Annotated in this window: 15 protein-coding genes; 6 read left to right on the forward strand and 9 right to left on the reverse strand. The window is 65.7% G+C overall.

What is annotated here, in order from left to right:
- Window positions 1–156: 156 nt before the first annotated feature.
- Entirely contained in the window at window positions 157–555 is a 399-nt protein-coding gene (locus LPZ50_RS10690) for a hypothetical protein (RefSeq protein ID WP_230661137.1), read from the forward strand.
- 48 nt (window positions 556–603) lie between these two features.
- Window positions 604–1,569: a Bug family tripartite tricarboxylate transporter substrate binding protein gene (locus tag LPZ50_RS10695; protein ID WP_230661140.1), complete on the forward strand. Its 966-nt coding sequence runs from the start codon at window positions 604–606 to the stop codon at window positions 1,567–1,569.
- 307 nt (window positions 1,570–1,876) lie between these two features.
- Here LPZ50_RS10695 and LPZ50_RS10700 read toward each other — a convergent pair whose 3' ends face one another.
- On the reverse strand, window positions 1,877–2,653 hold the full coding sequence (locus tag LPZ50_RS10700; RefSeq protein WP_230661172.1) for a ferredoxin--NADP reductase: 777 nt from the start codon (window positions 2,651–2,653) through the stop codon (window positions 1,877–1,879).
- A gap of 311 nt (window positions 2,654–2,964) precedes the next feature.
- Between LPZ50_RS10700 and LPZ50_RS10705 the strand changes: the two genes are divergently transcribed.
- The 3 genes from LPZ50_RS10705 (at window position 2,965) to LPZ50_RS10715 (ending at window position 6,533) form a co-directional block, all read left to right on the forward strand.
- Window positions 2,965–4,005, forward strand: coding sequence for a Fe(3+) ABC transporter substrate-binding protein (locus tag LPZ50_RS10705; protein ID WP_230661143.1), 1,041 nt, complete (start codon window positions 2,965–2,967; stop codon window positions 4,003–4,005).
- A 77-nt stretch (window positions 4,006–4,082) separates the two neighbouring features.
- Complete coding sequence (locus LPZ50_RS10710; RefSeq protein ID WP_230661146.1) at window positions 4,083–5,753, forward strand: ABC transporter permease; 1,671 nt, start codon at window positions 4,083–4,085, stop codon at window positions 5,751–5,753.
- A gap of 3 nt (window positions 5,754–5,756) precedes the next feature.
- Window positions 5,757–6,533, forward strand: a complete 777-nt coding sequence (locus LPZ50_RS10715; protein WP_230661149.1) for an ABC transporter ATP-binding protein — start codon at window positions 5,757–5,759, stop codon at window positions 6,531–6,533.
- Between the two features lie 164 nt (window positions 6,534–6,697).
- On the opposite strand, the gene LPZ50_RS10720 is transcribed toward LPZ50_RS10715, so the two are convergent.
- Entirely contained in the window at window positions 6,698–7,582 is an 885-nt protein-coding gene (locus LPZ50_RS10720; protein WP_230661151.1) for a pirin family protein, read from the reverse strand.
- Between the two features lie 207 nt (window positions 7,583–7,789).
- Window positions 7,790–8,488 (reverse strand): pirin family protein, encoded by a 699-nt coding sequence (locus tag LPZ50_RS10725; RefSeq protein ID WP_230661153.1) that lies wholly within the window; start codon window positions 8,486–8,488, stop codon window positions 7,790–7,792.
- Between the two features lie 149 nt (window positions 8,489–8,637).
- Between LPZ50_RS10725 and LPZ50_RS10730 the strand changes: the two genes are divergently transcribed.
- A complete protein-coding gene (locus LPZ50_RS10730) occupies window positions 8,638–9,555 on the forward strand; it encodes a LysR family transcriptional regulator (protein WP_230661155.1) in 918 nt (305 codons plus the stop codon).
- Window positions 9,556–9,579: 24 nt separating this feature from the next.
- Here the strand turns inward: LPZ50_RS10730 and LPZ50_RS10735 are convergent, their stop codons facing one another.
- From LPZ50_RS10735 to rdgB, 6 genes are all read right to left on the reverse strand, one after another.
- Window positions 9,580–10,293 carry a hypothetical protein gene (locus LPZ50_RS10735; protein WP_230661158.1) on the reverse strand — a complete coding sequence of 238 codons (714 nt, stop codon included), beginning with the start codon at window positions 10,291–10,293 and terminating at the stop codon, window positions 9,580–9,582.
- Window positions 10,294–10,382: 89 nt separating this feature from the next.
- Entirely contained in the window at window positions 10,383–11,897 is a 1,515-nt protein-coding gene (gene ntrC, locus LPZ50_RS10740) for a nitrogen regulation protein NR(I) (RefSeq protein WP_230661161.1), read from the reverse strand.
- Window positions 11,894–12,958 carry a nitrogen regulation protein NR(II) gene (gene glnL / locus LPZ50_RS10745; protein ID WP_230661174.1) on the reverse strand — a complete coding sequence of 355 codons (1,065 nt, stop codon included), beginning with the start codon at window positions 12,956–12,958 and terminating at the stop codon, window positions 11,894–11,896. The genes ntrC and glnL overlap by 4 nt, the downstream gene beginning before the upstream one ends.
- Window positions 12,959–13,024: 66 nt before the next feature.
- Complete coding sequence (gene glnA, locus LPZ50_RS10750; protein ID WP_230661163.1) at window positions 13,025–14,437, reverse strand: type I glutamate--ammonia ligase; 1,413 nt, start codon at window positions 14,435–14,437, stop codon at window positions 13,025–13,027.
- Window positions 14,438–14,624: 187 nt separating this feature from the next.
- The gene (gene hemW / locus LPZ50_RS10755) at window positions 14,625–15,836 is read right to left on the reverse strand and encodes a radical SAM family heme chaperone HemW (protein ID WP_230661165.1); all 1,212 of its coding nucleotides are present in this window, start codon (window positions 15,834–15,836) and stop codon (window positions 14,625–14,627) included.
- 27 nt (window positions 15,837–15,863) lie between these two features.
- Complete coding sequence (rdgB, locus tag LPZ50_RS10760; RefSeq protein ID WP_230661170.1) at window positions 15,864–16,493, reverse strand: RdgB/HAM1 family non-canonical purine NTP pyrophosphatase; 630 nt, start codon at window positions 16,491–16,493, stop codon at window positions 15,864–15,866.
- Window positions 16,494–16,589 lie beyond the last annotated feature (96 nt).

Genomic DNA, 16,589 nt, shown 5'->3' on the forward strand with positions numbered 1-16,589 from the left:
CGAACGCCTGCTGCGCGAAGTGACGGCCCTGTACTGCTGCGGACCGGCAGGCGGCGGCGGCGTGCGCACCGCGCTGCGGCCGCGCCTGAACATGGTGTCGTGCACCATTCCCCGCGATGCCGTGCACAGCGGCTGGACCATGCTCGAGGCTACCCCATGAATCGCGAACAGAACACCACCGCAAGTGTCCCCCTGTACCGCCTGGCGCATAGCCGTTCGGGCGACAAGGGCGATATTTCCAACCTGAGCCTCATCGCCTGGGACCCGGACTGCTACGCCGTGCTGGAAGAACAGGTCACCGAGGCTCGCGTGGCGCAATGGTTCGGCTATCGGCGCCCTACCCGCGTGACGCGCTACCTTATCCCCGGCCTGCACGCCATGAATTTCGTGCTGGAAGGCGTGCTGGACGGCGGCGTCAACGACGCCTTGAACCTGGACACGCATGGCAAGAGCCTGTCGTTCCATTTGCTGGACCTGCGGGTAGACGTGGCGCCTGAACTGGCCCGGCGGCTGCCCGACGTGGCGGGCGATGCGCCCGCCAGCCTGCCGGGTTGACCCGGCGTTTTCTGCATTCATTTTCTACAACAACACCAGGAGACTCCCATGCGCATTGCCACCCCACTACGACTGCTGGCCGCCCTGTGCGCCACCCTGCCCTTGGCCGCGGCCGCCCAGGATTTCCCCAGCAAGCCCATTACCTTTATCGTGCCTTTTGCCGCGGGCAGCGCCACGGATCAATTGGGCCGCGCCATCGGCCAGGGCGTTACCGAACAGACCGGGCAATCGGTTGTGATCGAAAACAAGCCCGGCGCCAGCGCCATGATCGGCGCGCAGGCGGCGGCACGGGCCGAGCCCGATGGCTACACGGTGCTGATCACCACCAACACCACGCAGGCGGCCAACGAGCATTTGTATAAGTCGCTGCCCTACAAGCCCGTGCAAGACTTCGCGCCCATCACGCTGCTGGGCAAAGGCGGGCAGATCATGGTGGTGAACCCGTCATCGTCGGCCAAGACAGTGGAAGACTTCCTGGCCCTGGCGAAAAAATCGCCCGGCAAGCTGAGCTTCGGCAGCGGCAGTTCCAGCAGCCGCATCGCGGGCGAGCTGCTGCAGCAGATGGCGGACGTGAAGCTGCTGCACGTGCCCTACAAAAGCAACCCCCTGGCGGTAACGGATTTGCTGGGCGGGCAGATCGACATGATGATTACCGACACGGCCACGGGCCTGCCGCAAATCAAGGCCGGCAAACTGCGCGCGCTGGGTTTCACGGGCAAAGAGCGTTCGGCCCTGGCGCCCGACCTGCCCACCATCGCGCAAGCGGGCGTGCCGGGCTATGAAATGGGCTACTGGTTCGGGGCCTATGTACCCGCGGGCACGCCCGATGCCGTCGTGCAAAAGCTGAACACGCTGCTGGTAAAGGCCACCCAGGGGTCGGCCGCGCAGCATTTTTACCAGTCCACCGGCACCGCGCCGGCCACGTCCACGCCGCAAGAGCTGAAAGACTTCCAGCACAGCGAATCGCAGAAGTGGGGCGACATCATCAAGAAGGCCGGCATCAAGCCCGAATGATCCCCGCAAGGGGCAGATACCTGGATGTGCGCTAGGCAATTCAGCAGGACGGTGCCAGACACGCAAGGTGTCTGGCGCCCACGGCGCTACCTTGGCCAGCCTGGCGAGTTTTCACGGACTTGACGGGTTCACGGATTTTGACGGGTGTCTGGCTCCCGCCAGGGTGCCAGACACCGCCCCACTGAGACGGTCGTGGCATACAACGGTGTCTGGCACCGTCGGAGCCAGACACCTGGCCATACCGCGCAAAGCGCCCTCTTTCACTTCAAGGCAGTACCACGGGTGCTTGGCACCCGCGAAGGCAGCCTTATTTTTCGACGAACGCGCGTTCGACCACGTAGTCGCCCGGTTCACCCACGCCCGGCGACACCTGGAACCCCAGGCCGTCGAGCATGGAGCTGATGTCGGCCAGCATATGCGGGCTGCCGCAGAGCATGGCGCGATCGGTTTCGGGGTTGATTTGCGGCAGGCCGATGTCGGCGCACAGCTTGCCGTTTTCGATGATGTGGGTAATGCGGCCCTGGTTGCGGAAGGGTTCGCGCGTAACCGTGGGGTAATAGACGAGCTTGTCGCGCACCACGTCGCCGAAGAATTCGTTGTTGGGCAGTTCTTTTTCGATGAAGTCGGCGTAGGCCAGTTCGCTGACCCAGCGCACGCCGTGCACCAGCACCACTTTTTCGAAGCGTTCGTAGACGTCCGGGTCTTTGATGATGCTCATGAAGGGAGCCAGGCCGGTACCGGTGCCGAACAGGAACAGGTTCTTGCCGGGCTTGAGGTCATCGACCACCAACGTGCCCACCGGCTTGCGGCTGACCAGGATGGTGTCGCCTTCTTTCAGGTGCTGCAGGCGCGACGTGAGCGGGCCGTTTTGCACCTTGATGCTGAGGAATTCCAGGTTTTCTTCGTAGTTGGCGCTGGCGATGCTGTAGGCGCGCATGAGCGGCTTGCCTTCGACTTCCAGGCCGATCATGACGAAATGGCCGTTGTGGAACCGCAGGGCCGCGTCACGCGTGGTGGTAAAGGAAAAAAGCGTATCGTTCCAGTGGCGCACGCTGAGTACGCGCTCGGTATTGAAAGCTGCCATGTCGTTGAAAAAGGTACAACGCACCAGGTGCGCCGGAATGGAAACCGCGCCGTGCAAAGGGCGGGCGCGGGGCTCAGGGTTATCCCTATTTTACCGCGAGTGCTTGATAACTTATCTCATTAATCCGTAATGCCCTTATAACCACTTGATAGAAATCACAGGGGCCACATGGAAAACTGACATGAAGTTGAATAGAACAGGGCTTCCTGGTATTGTCGCATCTACTTGATAATAATTTTCGTTAACAAGCACGCCCTAGCCTATCACAAAGCCAGGGATGTGCCTGTTTTGCAACACTCAGGAGCCCCGCCATGTCGACCCGCCGCCATTCCCTTATCCCCTTGCTTGGCGCGCTGGCGCTGGCGGGCTCCGTGATGTCCGCCCCGGCCTGGTCGGCCGGGGAAGTCAGCCTGTACACCACCCGCGAACCCAAGCTGATCCAGCCCATGCTGGACGCCTTCACCAAGGAAAGCGGCATCAAGGTGAACACGGTGTTCGTGAAAGACGGCCTGCTGGAACGCGTGAAGGCCGAAGGCGCACAATCGCCGGCCGACGTGCTGATGACGGTGGACATCGGCAACCTGATCGACCTGGTCGACGGCGGCATTACGCAGGCCATCAAGTCCGACACGCTGAATTCCGTCATCCCCGCCAACCTGCGCGGGGCCGATGGCAAGTGGTACACGCTGTCGCTGCGCGACCGCGTACTGTACGTGGCCAACGAGGTCAAGCTGGACAGCTTCCACTACGAAGACCTGGCCGACAGCCAGTGGAAGGACAAAGTATGCATCCGCTCGGGCCAGCACCCGTACAACACCGGCCTGGTGGCCGCCATGATCGCCCACGACGGCGCCGAGGCCACCGAAACCTGGCTGCGCGGCGTGAAGGCCAACCTGGCGCGCAAGGCGGCTGGCGGCGACCGCGACGTGGCGCGCGACATCCTGGGCGGCATCTGCGACATCGGCATTGCCAATGCCTACTACGTGGGCCACATGAAAAACGCCGAACCCGGCACCGACGCCCGCAAATGGGGCGATGCCATCAAGGTGGTGCGGCCCACCTTCAAGAACGGCGGCGACGGCACGCACGTGAACATCAGCGGCGCCGCGGTGGCCGCGCACGCGCCGAACAAGGACAATGCCATCAAGCTGCTGGAATTCCTGGTTTCCGAGCCGGCCCAGACGCTGTACGCTCGCGCCAACTATGAATATCCCATCCGCAAGGGCGTGAAGCTGGACCCGGTGGTGGCCAGCTTCGGCGAACTGAAGATCGATTCCCTGCCCGTGGCGGAAATCGCCAAGCACCGCAAGCAGGCCAGCGAATTGGTCGACAAGGTCGGCTTCGACAATTAAGCTCGCGCCGCAAGGCACCAAGTACCCACCAGGTGTCAGGCTCCCGCCAGGGTGCCTGACACCGTTGTTTTGTAAGCATGCAAACTGAAACCCTCCCCCGCTCTTGGCGGCTGCGCGGCCCCGAACGCGGCGCGGGCTGGCTGACCGGCGCCGCGCTGATCGCGCTGGCCGTACTGCTGCCTCTGGGCGCGCTGGCCTGGGAAGCCCTGCACGCGGACTTGTCGCATTGGTCGCACCTGGCCAATTACGTGCTGCCCCAGGCGCTGGCCAATACCGCCATGCTGCTGGCGGGCGTAGGCATACTGGTGACCCTGCTGGGCACCGGCGCCGCCTGGCTGGTCACGGCATACGAGTTTCCCAGCCGCCGGATTCTGACCTGGGCCTTGCTGCTGCCGCTGGCGGTGCCCACCTATATCATTGCTTTCGCCTACCTGGACTTGCTGCACCCTATCGGGCCCATCCAGACAGCGATCCGCACCCTGCTGGGTTATGACAGCCCCCGCCAGTTCCGCCTGCCCGACCTGCGGTCGATCTATGGCGCGATTTTCGTGCTGGGCTTCGTGCTGTACCCCTACGTCTACCTGAGCACCCGCGTCATGTTCATGACGCAGGCGGCCAGCCTGCTGGAAGCGGCCCGCACACTGGGCGCCGGCCGCGTGGGCGTATTCCTGCGCGTGGCCCTGCCCCTGGCGCGGCCCGCCATCGCGGTGGGCGCCAGCCTGGCGCTGCTGGAAACGCTGAACGATATCGGCGCGTCGGAATTCCTGGGGGTGCAAACCCTGACGGTGTCCGTCTACACCACCTGGGTCACCCGTTCCGACCTGGCCAGCGCCGCGCAAATTGCGCTGACCATGCTGCTCATCGTGGTGGGGCTGATTCTGCTGGAGAGGCACGGCCGCAAGCGGCAGCGCTATGCCAATACGCAGCGCATGCGGCCCATGCAGCCGCGGCGCCTGCATGGCGCGGCGGCCGCGCTGGCCGTGGTGCTGGGCTGGATACCCGTGGTGCTGGGCTTTATTGCGCCGGCCTGGTACCTGGTGGCGGAAACGTCCAAGCGCCTGCACTTGGTGGGCGGGGTGTCCGACCAACTGATCAACGGCCTGTCCAATACGCTGATCGTGGCATTCACGGCCACGGTGGCCACGCTGGGCTGCGGGCTGGTGGTGGCGTGGGCCGGCCGCACGCTGCGGGAAAGCGCCCGCTTCAACCCCGGCCGGGCCTGCGCCCGCATTGCCAGCCTGGGCTATGCGGTGCCGGGCACGGTGCTGGCCATTGGCCTGCTGATGCCGTTTACCTGGATAGACCGCCAACTGGGCGCGGTATTCGGTACGCAGGGGCTGTTGCTGATGGGATCCATGGGCGCCCTGGTCTGCGCGTATACCATGCGCTTTCTGGCGGTGTCGGTGGGCGGCATCGAAGCGGGCCTGGCGCGCATTCCGCCCTCGCTGGAACAGGCCTCGCGGCTGCTGGGCGAAACGGGCACCGGCACGCTGCGGCGCGTGCACCTGCCCCTGCTGCGGCCCGCGCTGGCCGCGGGCGCGCTGCTGGTGTTCGTGGATGCCATGAAAGAACTGCCCGCCACGCTGCTATTGCGGCCCCTGAATTTCGAAACGCTGGCCACCTGGCTATATGCCGAGGCCGCGCGCGGCACCTATGAGGAAGGCGCCGTGGCGGCGCTGGCCATTGTGCTGGCCGGGCTGCTGCCGGTTATCCTGCTGGCGCGCACCAACTTGAAGATGGGACATTGAAACGTGCCCGACCTGCTTGAACTTGAACGCATCCAACTAGCCTACGATACGCCGCAAGGCCTGCGCCCGGTGGTGCAAGACCTGTCGCTGGCTTTGCCGTCGGGACACATCGGCTGCCTGCTGGGCGCATCCGGCTGCGGCAAGACCACCATCCTGCGCGCCGTTGCGGGTTTTGAACCCGTACGCGCCGGCCATATCGCCCTGGACGGCAAGGTGATTTCGTCGCCCACCGTGCAGGTGGCGCCGGAGTTGCGCCGCGTGGGCATGATGTTCCAGGACTACGCGCTGTTTCCGCACCTGACGGCGGCTCAGAACGTTGCCTTCGGGCTGCGCAAGCTGGGCAAGGCCGAACGCACGGCCCGCGTGGCGGAAATGCTGGACCTGGTGGGCCTGTCGGCCTCGGCCGACAGCTATCCGCATGAGATTTCCGGCGGCCAGCAGCAGCGCGTGGCCCTGGCGCGCGCGCTGGCGCCCTCGCCCGACCTGCTGCTGCTGGACGAACCCTTTTCCAATCTGGATGTGGATACCCGCGAACGCCTGGCCTTCGAGGTGCGCGACATCCTGAAATCCACCGGGCACACCGCCATTCTGGTTACCCACAACCAGGCCGAGGCCTTCGCCATCGCCGACCGCATCGGGGTAATGAACCAGGGCAAGGTGGTGCAATGGGACACACCCTACAACCTGCACCACCACCCCGCCGATGGCTTCGTGCGCGACTTCGTGCGGCGCGAGGCGCTGGTTGCCCAGCGCCAGCAGGCGTACGCGCGCGGCATGTAAACAGGCGCGGGCTGCGCTGACGGCACTATCTTAAGCGGCTCAGCCAGGGGTCTGGCTCCCGCCAGGGTGCCTGACCCCGTCGTGTCGGGCCTGCGCACACATCGGTGTCTGACACCCCTTTCGGGGAGTCAGACACCCGGTAGCGAACCGGCCATTCTCGGCAGTCAGGCGCGCGGAGGAGGCAGCGGAATGTACTCGGTCTCGTCGCCAGGCACGGTCTGATTGAAGCGGTCGCGCTGCCAGTCCTGCTTGGCCTGCTCGATGCGGTCTTTGCGGCTGGACACGAAGTTCCACCAGACGAAGCGCGGGCCGTCCAGAGGTTCTCCGCCCAGTACCGCGATGCGGGCCGCATCCACAGCGCGTACCGTCACGGACAGCCCGGCGGCGAACACCAGCAACTGGCCCGGTTCGTAGGCCTGGCCATCGACTTCCACAGTGCCGCTGCTGAGATAAGCGGCGCGTTCTTCGTGTTCGGCCGGCAGCACCACGCTGGCGCCGGCCTGCAGGACGATGTCGCCGAAGAACAAAGGCGACAGTGTCTGCACTTTCGATGTTTTTCCGAACAGCGATCCGGCCACGACCTGGGCGCGCACGCCCTCGCCTTCGATGATGGGCTGCGCATCCAGGCCGTAGTGGACAAAGCCAGGGTCCGTTTCTTCGTGCTGGCTGGGCAGGCCTACCCACAATTGCAGCCCGGACAGACAGTGGCCCGCGCCGCGCTGCGCGCCGGGCGTGCGTTCGGAATGCACGATGCCGCGCCCGGCCGTCATCCAGTTGACTTCGCCGGGCCGGATTTCCTGCGTATGGCCGGCGCCGTCGCGATGCATCATGGCGCCTTCATACAGGTACGTCACGGTCGACAGGCCGATGTGGGGATGCGGACGCACGTCCACGCCGGTACCCGGTTCGAACAGCGCGGGGCCCATGTTGTCCAGGAAAACGAACGGCCCCACCGTGCGCCGTTGCGCGGAAGGCAGGGCGCGGCGTACGTGCAGGCCGCCTCCCAGGTCGCTGGAGCGGGGAACGATCAAGGTTTCAACGGCGGACATGACGAACTCCTAGGGTTGGATATTCAAAACTAGCGGTGTCGCAATAATTCGGTGTCAGACACCTTGGCCGCGATATGCTTGCTCGCCATTGCGCAGGCCTGCAGCGCGGCCAAGGTGTCTGACACCGATGCCGGGGCAAGATAATTGACACCGGTGTCTTGCTGCGGCCGGCAATGTGCATGGGCCTGACTGGGCCCACGATACTGCCTACGGCAGATCGAACACCAGCACATCGGCCTGTTCACCATTGCCGATGCGCACGGCGCTTTCGTCGGCCAGCGCCACGGCGTCGCCGGCGGACAGGGCCTGGCCGTTGACGGTGACCTTGCCGCGCGCCACATGCACCCAGGCGCGGCGGCCCGAAGCCAGCGGCAGTTCGGCCTGCTCATCGCCGTCGAACAAGCCCACGTACAGGCGCGCGTCCTGGTGGATGCGCATGGAGCCGTCGGCGCCATCCGGCGACACTACCTGGCGCAGGCGGCCGCGCTTCTCGGCTTCGGGCACGCGCTGTTCTTCGTACTCGGGCACGATGCCGGTCACGTCGGGTTCGATCCAGATCTGCAGCAGGTGCGTGGGCTGGTCATCCAGTGGGTTGAACTCGGAATGCATTACCCCGCGGCCGGCGCTCATGCGTTGCACGTCGCCCGGGCGGATGGTCGAGCCGCTGCCCATGCTGTCTTTGTGCGCCACGGCGCCTTCCAGCACATAAGTGATGATCTCCATGTCGCGATGGCCGTGCGTGCCAAAACCGCGGCTGGGCGCGATGCGGTCATCGTTGATGACGCGCAGCGGGCCGAAACCCATGTGCTCCGGATCGTAATAATTCGCGAACGAGAAGGTGTGATAGCTGTCGAGCCAGCCATGGTTGGCATGGCCGCGTTCGTTGCTACGGCGCAGGGTCAGCATGGTGAATTCCTTTCAATTAGATGACAATACCTGGCGGCGGGAAGTGCCTGCCGCCACCGTCCATGTGAAGCATTGTGCGCGCCTGCCAGGCCCTTGAGGCTGAACCAGTTTGATGAGAACATTCAATTATTTTGAATGCCAAGGCAACCATGAACGCCATCACCCCCGAACTGCTGTACATGGTGGACGCTATTGCGCGGCATGGCAGCTTTGCCAAGGCGGCGCGGGAACTGGGCAAGGTGCCGTCGGCGGTAACGCATTCGGTACGCCGCCTGGAAGACGCGCTGGATGTATTGCTGTTCGACCGCAGCGGCCATCGGGCCACGCTAACCCCCGCCGGCGAAACCCTGTTGCAGGACGGCCGCCAGGTACTGCAATCGCTGGACGCCCTGGCCGGGCGCGTCAAGCGCGTGGCCACCGGCTGGGAACTGGAACTGCGGGTGGCGGTCAGCGCGGTGCTGCCGCTGGCGCCCTTATACGACCTGGTGGAAGGGTTCCGGGCGCAGGCTTCGGTGACCACGCTGCGCCTGTCCACCGAAGTGCTCAGCGGCAACTGGGACGCCCTGGCCTCCGGCCGCGCGGACCTGGTAATAGGCGCCGATGGCGCGGGCGCCCCGGCCGGCGCGTACCGTTCACAGGCCATGGGCGAAGTGCAGTTCGGCTTCTGCGTGGCGCCCCACCACCCCCTGGCGGCGCTGGGCCGGCCCCTGGCGGCGGCCGATATCGCCGCTTATTGCGCGGTGGTGGTGGCCGACACCTCGCGCGACCTGCCGCGGCGCACCCGGGGCCTGCTGACGGAACAGCCGCAGATCGTCATGCCCAGCATGCAGGCCAAGATCGACGCGCAGGTGCGCGGCCTGGGCTGCGGGTACTTGCCCCTGACGCTGGCCGGGCCGTACATTACGCGCGGGCAACTGGTGCAATGCCCCACGGACGACGCCGTACCCATTACCGAACAACTGGTCTACGCCTGGCGCGACCACGCCCCCGGCCAGGCATTGAAATGGTGGCTGCAGAAACTGCGTTCGCCCCGGCTGTGCGAAAGCCTGCTGGGCGTGCAGGCATAGCGCCGGCCTTGCCGCGCTTCGCCGTTAACGCGAATCCGTGGAATACGCCAGCAGGTCGAACAAGGCCTGCTCGCGGTCGGCCAGGGGTTGGACAATGAATTCCGCCATGCGGCCCGCCTGGCGGCTGGGCGCCAGGTGCTGTTCCACCACGTGGTAATAAGGCCTGATGAAGTAGTCGTCGAATAGCACCACGCAGCCCGGTTGCGCCATCAGCACCGACATCAGGAAAGCCGCTACGCGGAAGCGGCCGTCGATAAGAATGAGCTCGGGCGTGTCGCCTGCCGTACGCAGCTTGCGCCAGGGCTCGCCGCAATAGCGGGGCCATTGGGTGGCATGCGACTCATCGCGCGGCCGGCCCCATGCTCCGGTAGGGCCGATGTCCACGTACACCGGCACATGGCGCCGCCGCGGCAAGCCTTCGTCCACTAGGCGGCGGCGCACCGCGCCCAGGAACTGCTTGTCGGTATCCACCGAATAAATCCGCCGGATATCGGCCTTGGCCGCCATGACAGTGCTGCCGCCCGAACCGTATTCCAGGTATGTGCGCACGCCCGCCAGGCGCTTTTTCAGCAGCTTGATGCCCGCCGGTTCCATGAACGGCGTAGACGGGATGGACGAAGCAGACCAGTTGCCCGGGCCGCTGGCTGATGGGGCGACCGAGCTGGCAGCCTTGGCGGTTCTGGTGGCTTTGACGGCTTTGACGACCTTGCTGGCCTTGGCAGCCTTGCGCTGTGGCACGGCATCCTCCTGCAATCCATGAAGGCCCCATTGCACCATACCCTCTGCCTGCCGCGCTATCGCCACGGCCAGGCTCCGCCGCGGCGAACCTATTCTTCGATGCCCAGTTCGCGCAGCTTGCGGGTGATGGTATTGCGCCCTATGCCCAGGCGCGTGGCGGCCTCGACGCGGCGGCCGCGGCTCGCATCGAGCGCGCTTTGCAGCAGAATGCGCTCGAACTGGCGGGTAAGCGTCGCCATGACGGCGGGTTCACCTCGTTCCAAGCGCTGTTGCGCCTCGCGCAGCAAGGCGGCCTGCCAGTCAGATGAGCCGGCCGCATCCGCGCGCATGGGCGCCACGGGCGCTGGCGTGGCCGAGGACGACGCCACAGATCCCGGAAAGCCGCCATGCACCGACTGCGCGCCGTTGGCCGGATGGGGCTGCAAGTCCATGGCGCGAATTTCGGGCGGCAGGTCGGCACGCTCGACCGTCTGGCCCGGCGCCATGACGGTAAGCCAGTGGCAAAAGTTCTCCAGCTGGCGCACGTTGCCGGGGAAGTCGAAGCGCGTCAGCACCGCCACGGCATCGGGCGTCAGGCGCTTGACCGGCACGCCCAGCGAACGCGCGCTGGCCGCCAGGAAATGATTGGCCAGCGCCGGAATGTCCTCTACCCGCTCGCGCAACGGCGGCAGGCGCAGGCGGATGACATTCAGGCGATGGAACAAGTCTTCGCGGAACAGGCCCTGCTCCACGCGCTGCTCCAGCGGCTGGTGGGTGGCGGCCACGATGCGCACGTCGACGCGCACGGGCTGCGCACCCCCCACGCGATAAAAACTGCCTTCGGCCAGCACGCGCAACAAGCGGGTCTGCAATTCGATCGGCATGTCGCCGATTTCGTCCAGGAACAACGTGCCGCCATGCGCTTCTTCGAAACGGCCGCGCCGCAGCGTGTTGGCGCCGGTGAACGCACCCCGCTCGTGGCCGAACAGTTCGGCTTCGAGCAGGTCGCGCGGGATGGCCGCGGCATTCAGGGCCACGAAAGGGCCGCTGGCGCGGGCGCCATGGCCATGCAGGGCGCGCGCCACCAGCTCCTTGCCCGTGCCGGACTCGCCGGTGATGAGCACGGTGACTTTGGATTGCGCCAGCCGGCCGATGGCGCGGAACACTTCCTGCATGGCCGTGGACGACGACTGCGTCATCATCCAGCGTTCGTTGTTCTGGGCGGCCTCGCCGTTTTCGCTGGCCCGCTCGTCTTGCGGCGACGATTCCAGCACCGCGCGCTCGATCAGCGCAACCGCCTCGTTCACGTCGAATGGCTTGGCCAGGTAATCGAAGGCGCCGCCCTGGAAGGCCGACACGGTGCTGTCCAGATCGGCGAATGCCGTCATCACGATGACCGGCAGGCGCGGATGGCGCTCTTTGATCTGGCGCAGCAGATCCAGGCCGTTGCCGCCCGGCATGCGTATATCGGATACCAGCGCCGCCGGCGTATCGGTGTCCAGCGCGGCCAGGACATCGGGGGCCTGCGCGAAACTGCGTGTAGTGACGCCGGCGCGCGCCAGGGCTTTTTCCAGCACCCAGCGTATGGCCTGGTCATCGTCGACTATCCAGACGGGTTTGGTCACAGTGGCTGCTCCATCGGCAATACCAGACGGAATTCAGTGTGCTGGGGGCGGGATTCGAATTCGATAATGCCTCCGTGCTGCTGCACGAAATCCTGGGCCAGGCTCAAACCAAGGCCGGTGCCTCCGGGGCGAGCGGTCACCAGGGGATGGAAAATACGGTCGCGGATGGCTTCGGGCACGCCCGGACCGTTATCGATGATGGAAAGCACCAGCGCCAGCCGGTGCTGTCGGTGCGCCAGCATGACCTGCCGCGCCACGCGGGTGCGCAAGGTGATCTGCGGCGCGGGCTGGCCGGCGCCGGTTTTCTGCAGCGCCAGTTCCTGGGCCCCGTTGCGGGCCACGTTCAACACGGCCTGCATCAGGCGCGCGGCGTCGCCCTGCAGGTCGGGCACCGAGGCGTCGTAGTCGCGCACCAGCGCCACCTTGTCGCGGAACTCGGCCTGGATCAAGGCGCAGACGCGTTCGCAGATTTCGTGGATATTGACGGGCCGCGCGTTCAGGGGAACGCGCTGCGGACCGCTGAGCCGGTCGACCAGCACTTGCAGGCGGTCGGCCTCGGAAATAATGACTTGCGTGTATTCGGCCAGCGCCGCGCTGGGCAGCTCGGCCTCGAGCAGTTGCGCCGCCCCGCGCAAGCCGCCCAGGGGGTTCTTGACTTCGTGCGCCAGGTTGCGCAGCAGTTCCCGGTGCGCTTCGATTTCCTCGACCAGGCGATGATTGCGGTCGGCCAGCACGCGCTGCTCGATCTCGCGCGCCTCGACCAGTACCGGCCAGGGCTGGCCGGACAGCGACACGGTGGTGACAGTGACTTCCACCGATTCGCCCGCGCGGCGCAGCGAAGACTGTTGGCGCACATCGGCGAACTGGCCCGCCACCGCGCGGTCGATGGAAGACTGCAGCGCTTCGGGGTGGCCGAACAGCGTGGCCGCCGACAGCCCGCTCAGTTGCCTGCGGGACCGGCCGAACAAGTCTTCGGCGGCGGCATTGGCCTGTTCAACATGCCCGCGCTCATTGAGCAGCAGGACGGCCGTGGCCAATAGATCAAACGCATCGACATTCATCATTTGCAACACCGGGGCAGGACGGGCCGGCGGGCCGCCCCGCCCGCCCCGACTAAGCCGAGAACATCACAGGCTGTAGTACATGTCGAATTCGACAGGGTGCGTGGTCATGCGCAGACGCTGGACTTCGCCTTCCTTCAGGGCCAGGTAGGCGTCGATCATGTCGTTGCTGAACACGCCGCCGCGCGTCAGGAACTCGCGGTCCTGGTCGAGCGCTTCCAGGGCCTGGTCGAGCGAGGCGCACACGGTCGGGATCTTGGCGTCTTCTTCCGGCGGCAGGTCGTACAGGTTCTTGTCGGCCGGATCGCCGGGGTGGATCTTGTTCTGCACGCCGTCCAGGCCGGCCATCATCAGGGCCGAGAATGCCAGGTACGGGTTGGCCAGGGGGTCCGGGAAGCGCGTCTCGACGCGGCGGCCCTTGGGGTTGCCCACGTACGGAATGCGGATGGACGCCGAGCGGTTGCGGGCCGAGTAGGCCAGCTTGACCGGGGCTTCGAAGTGCGGCACCAGGCGCTTGTACGAGTTGGTGCCCGGGTTGGTAATGGCGTTCAGGGCGCGGGCGTGCTTGATGATGCCGCCGATGTAGTACAGGGCGAATTCGGACAGGCCGGCGTAGCCGTTGCCGGCGAACAGGTTCTGGCCGTCTTTCCAGATGGACTGGTGGACGTGCATGCCGGAACCGTTGTCGCCCACGATGGGCTTGGGCATGAAGGTGGCGGTTTTGCCGTAGGCATGCGCCACGTTGTGCACCACGTACTTCAGGATCTGGGTCCAGTCGGCGCGCTTGACCAGCGTGCTGAACTTGGTGCCGATTTCCAGCTGGCCAGGGCCCGCCACTTCGTGGTGATGCACTTCAACGGGCACGCCCATTTGTTCCAGCAACAGGCACATCTCGGAACGCATGTCCTGGAAGGAATCGACCGGCGGTACGGGGAAATAGCCACCCTTGACGGCCGGACGATGGCCCATGTTGCCGCCTTCGAATTCCAGGGCCGACGACCACGGAGCTTCTTCGGACTTGATCTTGACGAAGGTGCCCGACATGTCGGTGTTCCAGGTCACGCCGTCGAACACGAAAAATTCGGGCTCCGGGCCGAAGTAGGCCGTGTCGCCCAGGCCGGAGGACTTCAAGTACGCTTCGGCGCGCTTGGCCAGCGAGCGGGGATCGCGGTCGTAGCCCTTCAGGTCGGACGGTTCAACCACGTCGCAGCTGAGGATCAGCGTGGGCTCTTCGCGGAACGGGTCCAGGTTGGCCGTGTCCAGGTCGGGGATGAGGAGCATGTCGGAAGCCTCGATGCCCTTCCAGCCCGGAATCGACGAGCCGTCGAAAGCCTGGCCGCTTTCGAACTTGTCTTCATCGACGGCGCTGGTGGGCACGGACACGTGGTGCTCACGGCCAGCCGTGTCGGTAAAGCGGAAGTCGACGAATTTGACGTCGTTGTCGGCGATCTGTTTAAGGATGTCTTTCGGGCTTGCCATGTCATCTCCATGTGATAAAAGCGCCGGGGGCGAGGCCTGGTTCCGGCTGGCATGAACAGAGGAAAGCAATATGCGTGCCAAGACCCATCGCGGGGCATTCCCGTGCAAAGCCATCCATGTGGGGGCACAAATGCACCATAGTAGTGCAAAATACGGTGCACTAAAGCACTGATATGGTGCTTTTTGGCTACAAGAACATTTCCTGCAGGTCGTTCAGGAAGCGCCAACCCAACGGCGTGGCTCGCAGGCGGGTGGGATCCGGGTCCAGCAGGCCGCGGTCGCTGGCGGCCTGCAACGGCTTGGCAATAGCCGCCAGCGACACCCCCGTGCGCTCGGCGAAACTGGATGCCGCCACGCCCTCTTTCAGGCGCAAGGCATTCAGCATGAACTCAAAGGGAAGCTCGTCGGGCCCCACGCTGCGGGATTCCGCGACATGGCTGCCATCGCGGGCCATGGCTCCCGCCATCCAGGTTTCCGGATTGCGCAGGCGCGACTCGCGCACGATGCGGTCATGGAAAGACAATTTGCCGTGGGCGCCCGGACCCAGGCCCAGGTAATCGCCAAATTCCCAGTAATTCAGGTTGTGGCGGCAACGCGCGCCGGCGCGGGCATAGGCAGACACCTCGTAGCGCTGCAGCCCGGCCGCCTGCAGCGCGGCCTCGACGGCGTCCTGCATGGCGGCGCTGGCATCGTCGTCTGGCAATTCTGGCGGGTACTTGGCGAATACAGTATTGGGCTCGAGCGTCAGGTGATACAGCGACAAGTGCTCGGTGCCGAACGACAGGGCCTGGCGCAGATCATCCAGGCAGCCATCCATGTCCTGGCCCGGCAGCGCGAACATCACGTCCAGATTCACCCGCGCCACGGCGCGCTGCGCCATGTCGATGGCGGCGCGCGCCTGGGCGGCGTCGTGGATGCGGCCCAGTTTCTTCAATTGGGCGTCGTCGAAGCTTTGTATCCCCAGCGACAGCCGGTTCACGCCGCTGGCCGCATAGTCGCGGAAGCGGCCCGCCTCGGCCGTACCCGGATTCGCCTCCATGGTGATCTCGGCATCGGGCAGCAAGTTCAGACAGGCGCGCAGCATGGCCAGCAACTCGTCCAGCCCGGCGGCCGACAGCAGGCTGGGCGTGCCGCCGCCCAGGAACACCGAGATCACCTGCCTGCCCCAGACCAGGGGCAAGGCCTGCTCCAGGTCGGCCCGCAGGGCGTCCAGGTAAGCCCGCTCGGGCAGTTCGGCCGGCATGGCATGCGAATTGAAGTCGCAATACGGGCACTTGCGCACGCACCAGGGCACGTGCACGTAGACGGACAACGGCGGCAGGCTGGTCAGCGTGGCACCGGCGGGCGTGGCCGCGCGCGCGCGGGCGCCGGCCTGGTGGATGGGGATGGTAATGGCCACGGGTCAAATAAAGTGGCGCCAGCGCCTTCAGCGCGGCGGCAGCTTGTCGAGCAATTGCTTCAGGGCGCGCGCGCGATGGCTGACGCGGTTTTTCTGGGCGGGGTCGAGTTCGGCGGCGGTGTGCCCCAGGTCGGGCAGCAGGAAATGCGGATCGTAGCCAAACCCGTTGGCGCCGCGGGGCGCATCGACGATTTCGCCATGCCACAGCCCCTCGCCGATGAGCGGCTGCGGGTCGTCGTGGGCACGCACCAGCACCAGCACGGCCACGTACCAGGCTTTGCGGTCGGGCACCCCGGCCAGCTTGCTGACCAGCAGTGCGTTGTTGGCCTCGTCGCTGCGCTCGGCCCTGGGGTTTGCCAATTGCGCGTAACGCGCGGAATACACGCCCGGCGCGCCGGCCAGTGCCGCCACGCACAGGCCGGAATCGTCGGCCAGGGCCGGCAGGCCCGTGAGCTGGCTGGCGTGGCGCGCCTTGGCCAGCGCGTTCTCGACGAACGTGACGTGCGGTTCGGGGGCTTCGGGCACGCCCAGTTCGCCCTGCGGAACCAGTTCGATGCCCAGCGGAGCGAACAACGCGGAAAATTCGCGCAGCTTGCCGGCGTTATTGGAAGCCAGCACGACACGGGACAAGGCGGATTCGGGTTGGGTAGACGTCATGCCGCCATTGTAGTCGGGGCGCTGGCGGCGCTGTCCAACAAGGATCGCGTGCGCAGCGGCCTCGCCAAGCTCAAGTTCCTGGTCATCATGGACCCG

Source organism: Bordetella petrii (genome assembly GCF_020991325.1).
GTDB lineage: Bacteria > Pseudomonadota > Gammaproteobacteria > Burkholderiales > Burkholderiaceae_B > Bordetella_A > Bordetella_A petrii_E.

Excerpts from the sequence above, each read along its gene's own strand:
- rdgB (WP_230661170.1), bottom strand. The coding sequence starts at position 16,493 with ATGACGTCTACCCAACCCGAATCCGCCTTGTCCCGTGTCGTGCTGGCT.
- LPZ50_RS10690 (WP_230661137.1), top strand. The coding sequence starts at position 157 with ATGAATCGCGAACAGAACACCACCGCAAGTGTCCCCCTGTACCGCCTG.
- LPZ50_RS10710 (WP_230661146.1), top strand. The coding sequence starts at position 4,083 with ATGCAAACTGAAACCCTCCCCCGCTCTTGGCGGCTGCGCGGCCCCGAA.
- glnL (WP_230661174.1), bottom strand. The coding sequence starts at position 12,958 with ATGAATGTCGATGCGTTTGATCTATTGGCCACGGCCGTCCTGCTGCTC.
- LPZ50_RS10700 (WP_230661172.1), bottom strand. The coding sequence starts at position 2,653 with ATGGCAGCTTTCAATACCGAGCGCGTACTCAGCGTGCGCCACTGGAAC.
- LPZ50_RS10705 (WP_230661143.1), top strand. The coding sequence starts at position 2,965 with ATGTCGACCCGCCGCCATTCCCTTATCCCCTTGCTTGGCGCGCTGGCG.
- LPZ50_RS10725 (WP_230661153.1), bottom strand. The coding sequence starts at position 8,488 with ATGCTGACCCTGCGCCGTAGCAACGAACGCGGCCATGCCAACCATGGC.
- LPZ50_RS10695 (WP_230661140.1), top strand. The coding sequence starts at position 604 with ATGCGCATTGCCACCCCACTACGACTGCTGGCCGCCCTGTGCGCCACC.
- LPZ50_RS10730 (WP_230661155.1), top strand. The coding sequence starts at position 8,638 with ATGAACGCCATCACCCCCGAACTGCTGTACATGGTGGACGCTATTGCG.
- LPZ50_RS10720 (WP_230661151.1), bottom strand. The coding sequence starts at position 7,582 with ATGTCCGCCGTTGAAACCTTGATCGTTCCCCGCTCCAGCGACCTGGGA.
- glnA (WP_230661163.1), bottom strand. The coding sequence starts at position 14,437 with ATGGCAAGCCCGAAAGACATCCTTAAACAGATCGCCGACAACGACGTC.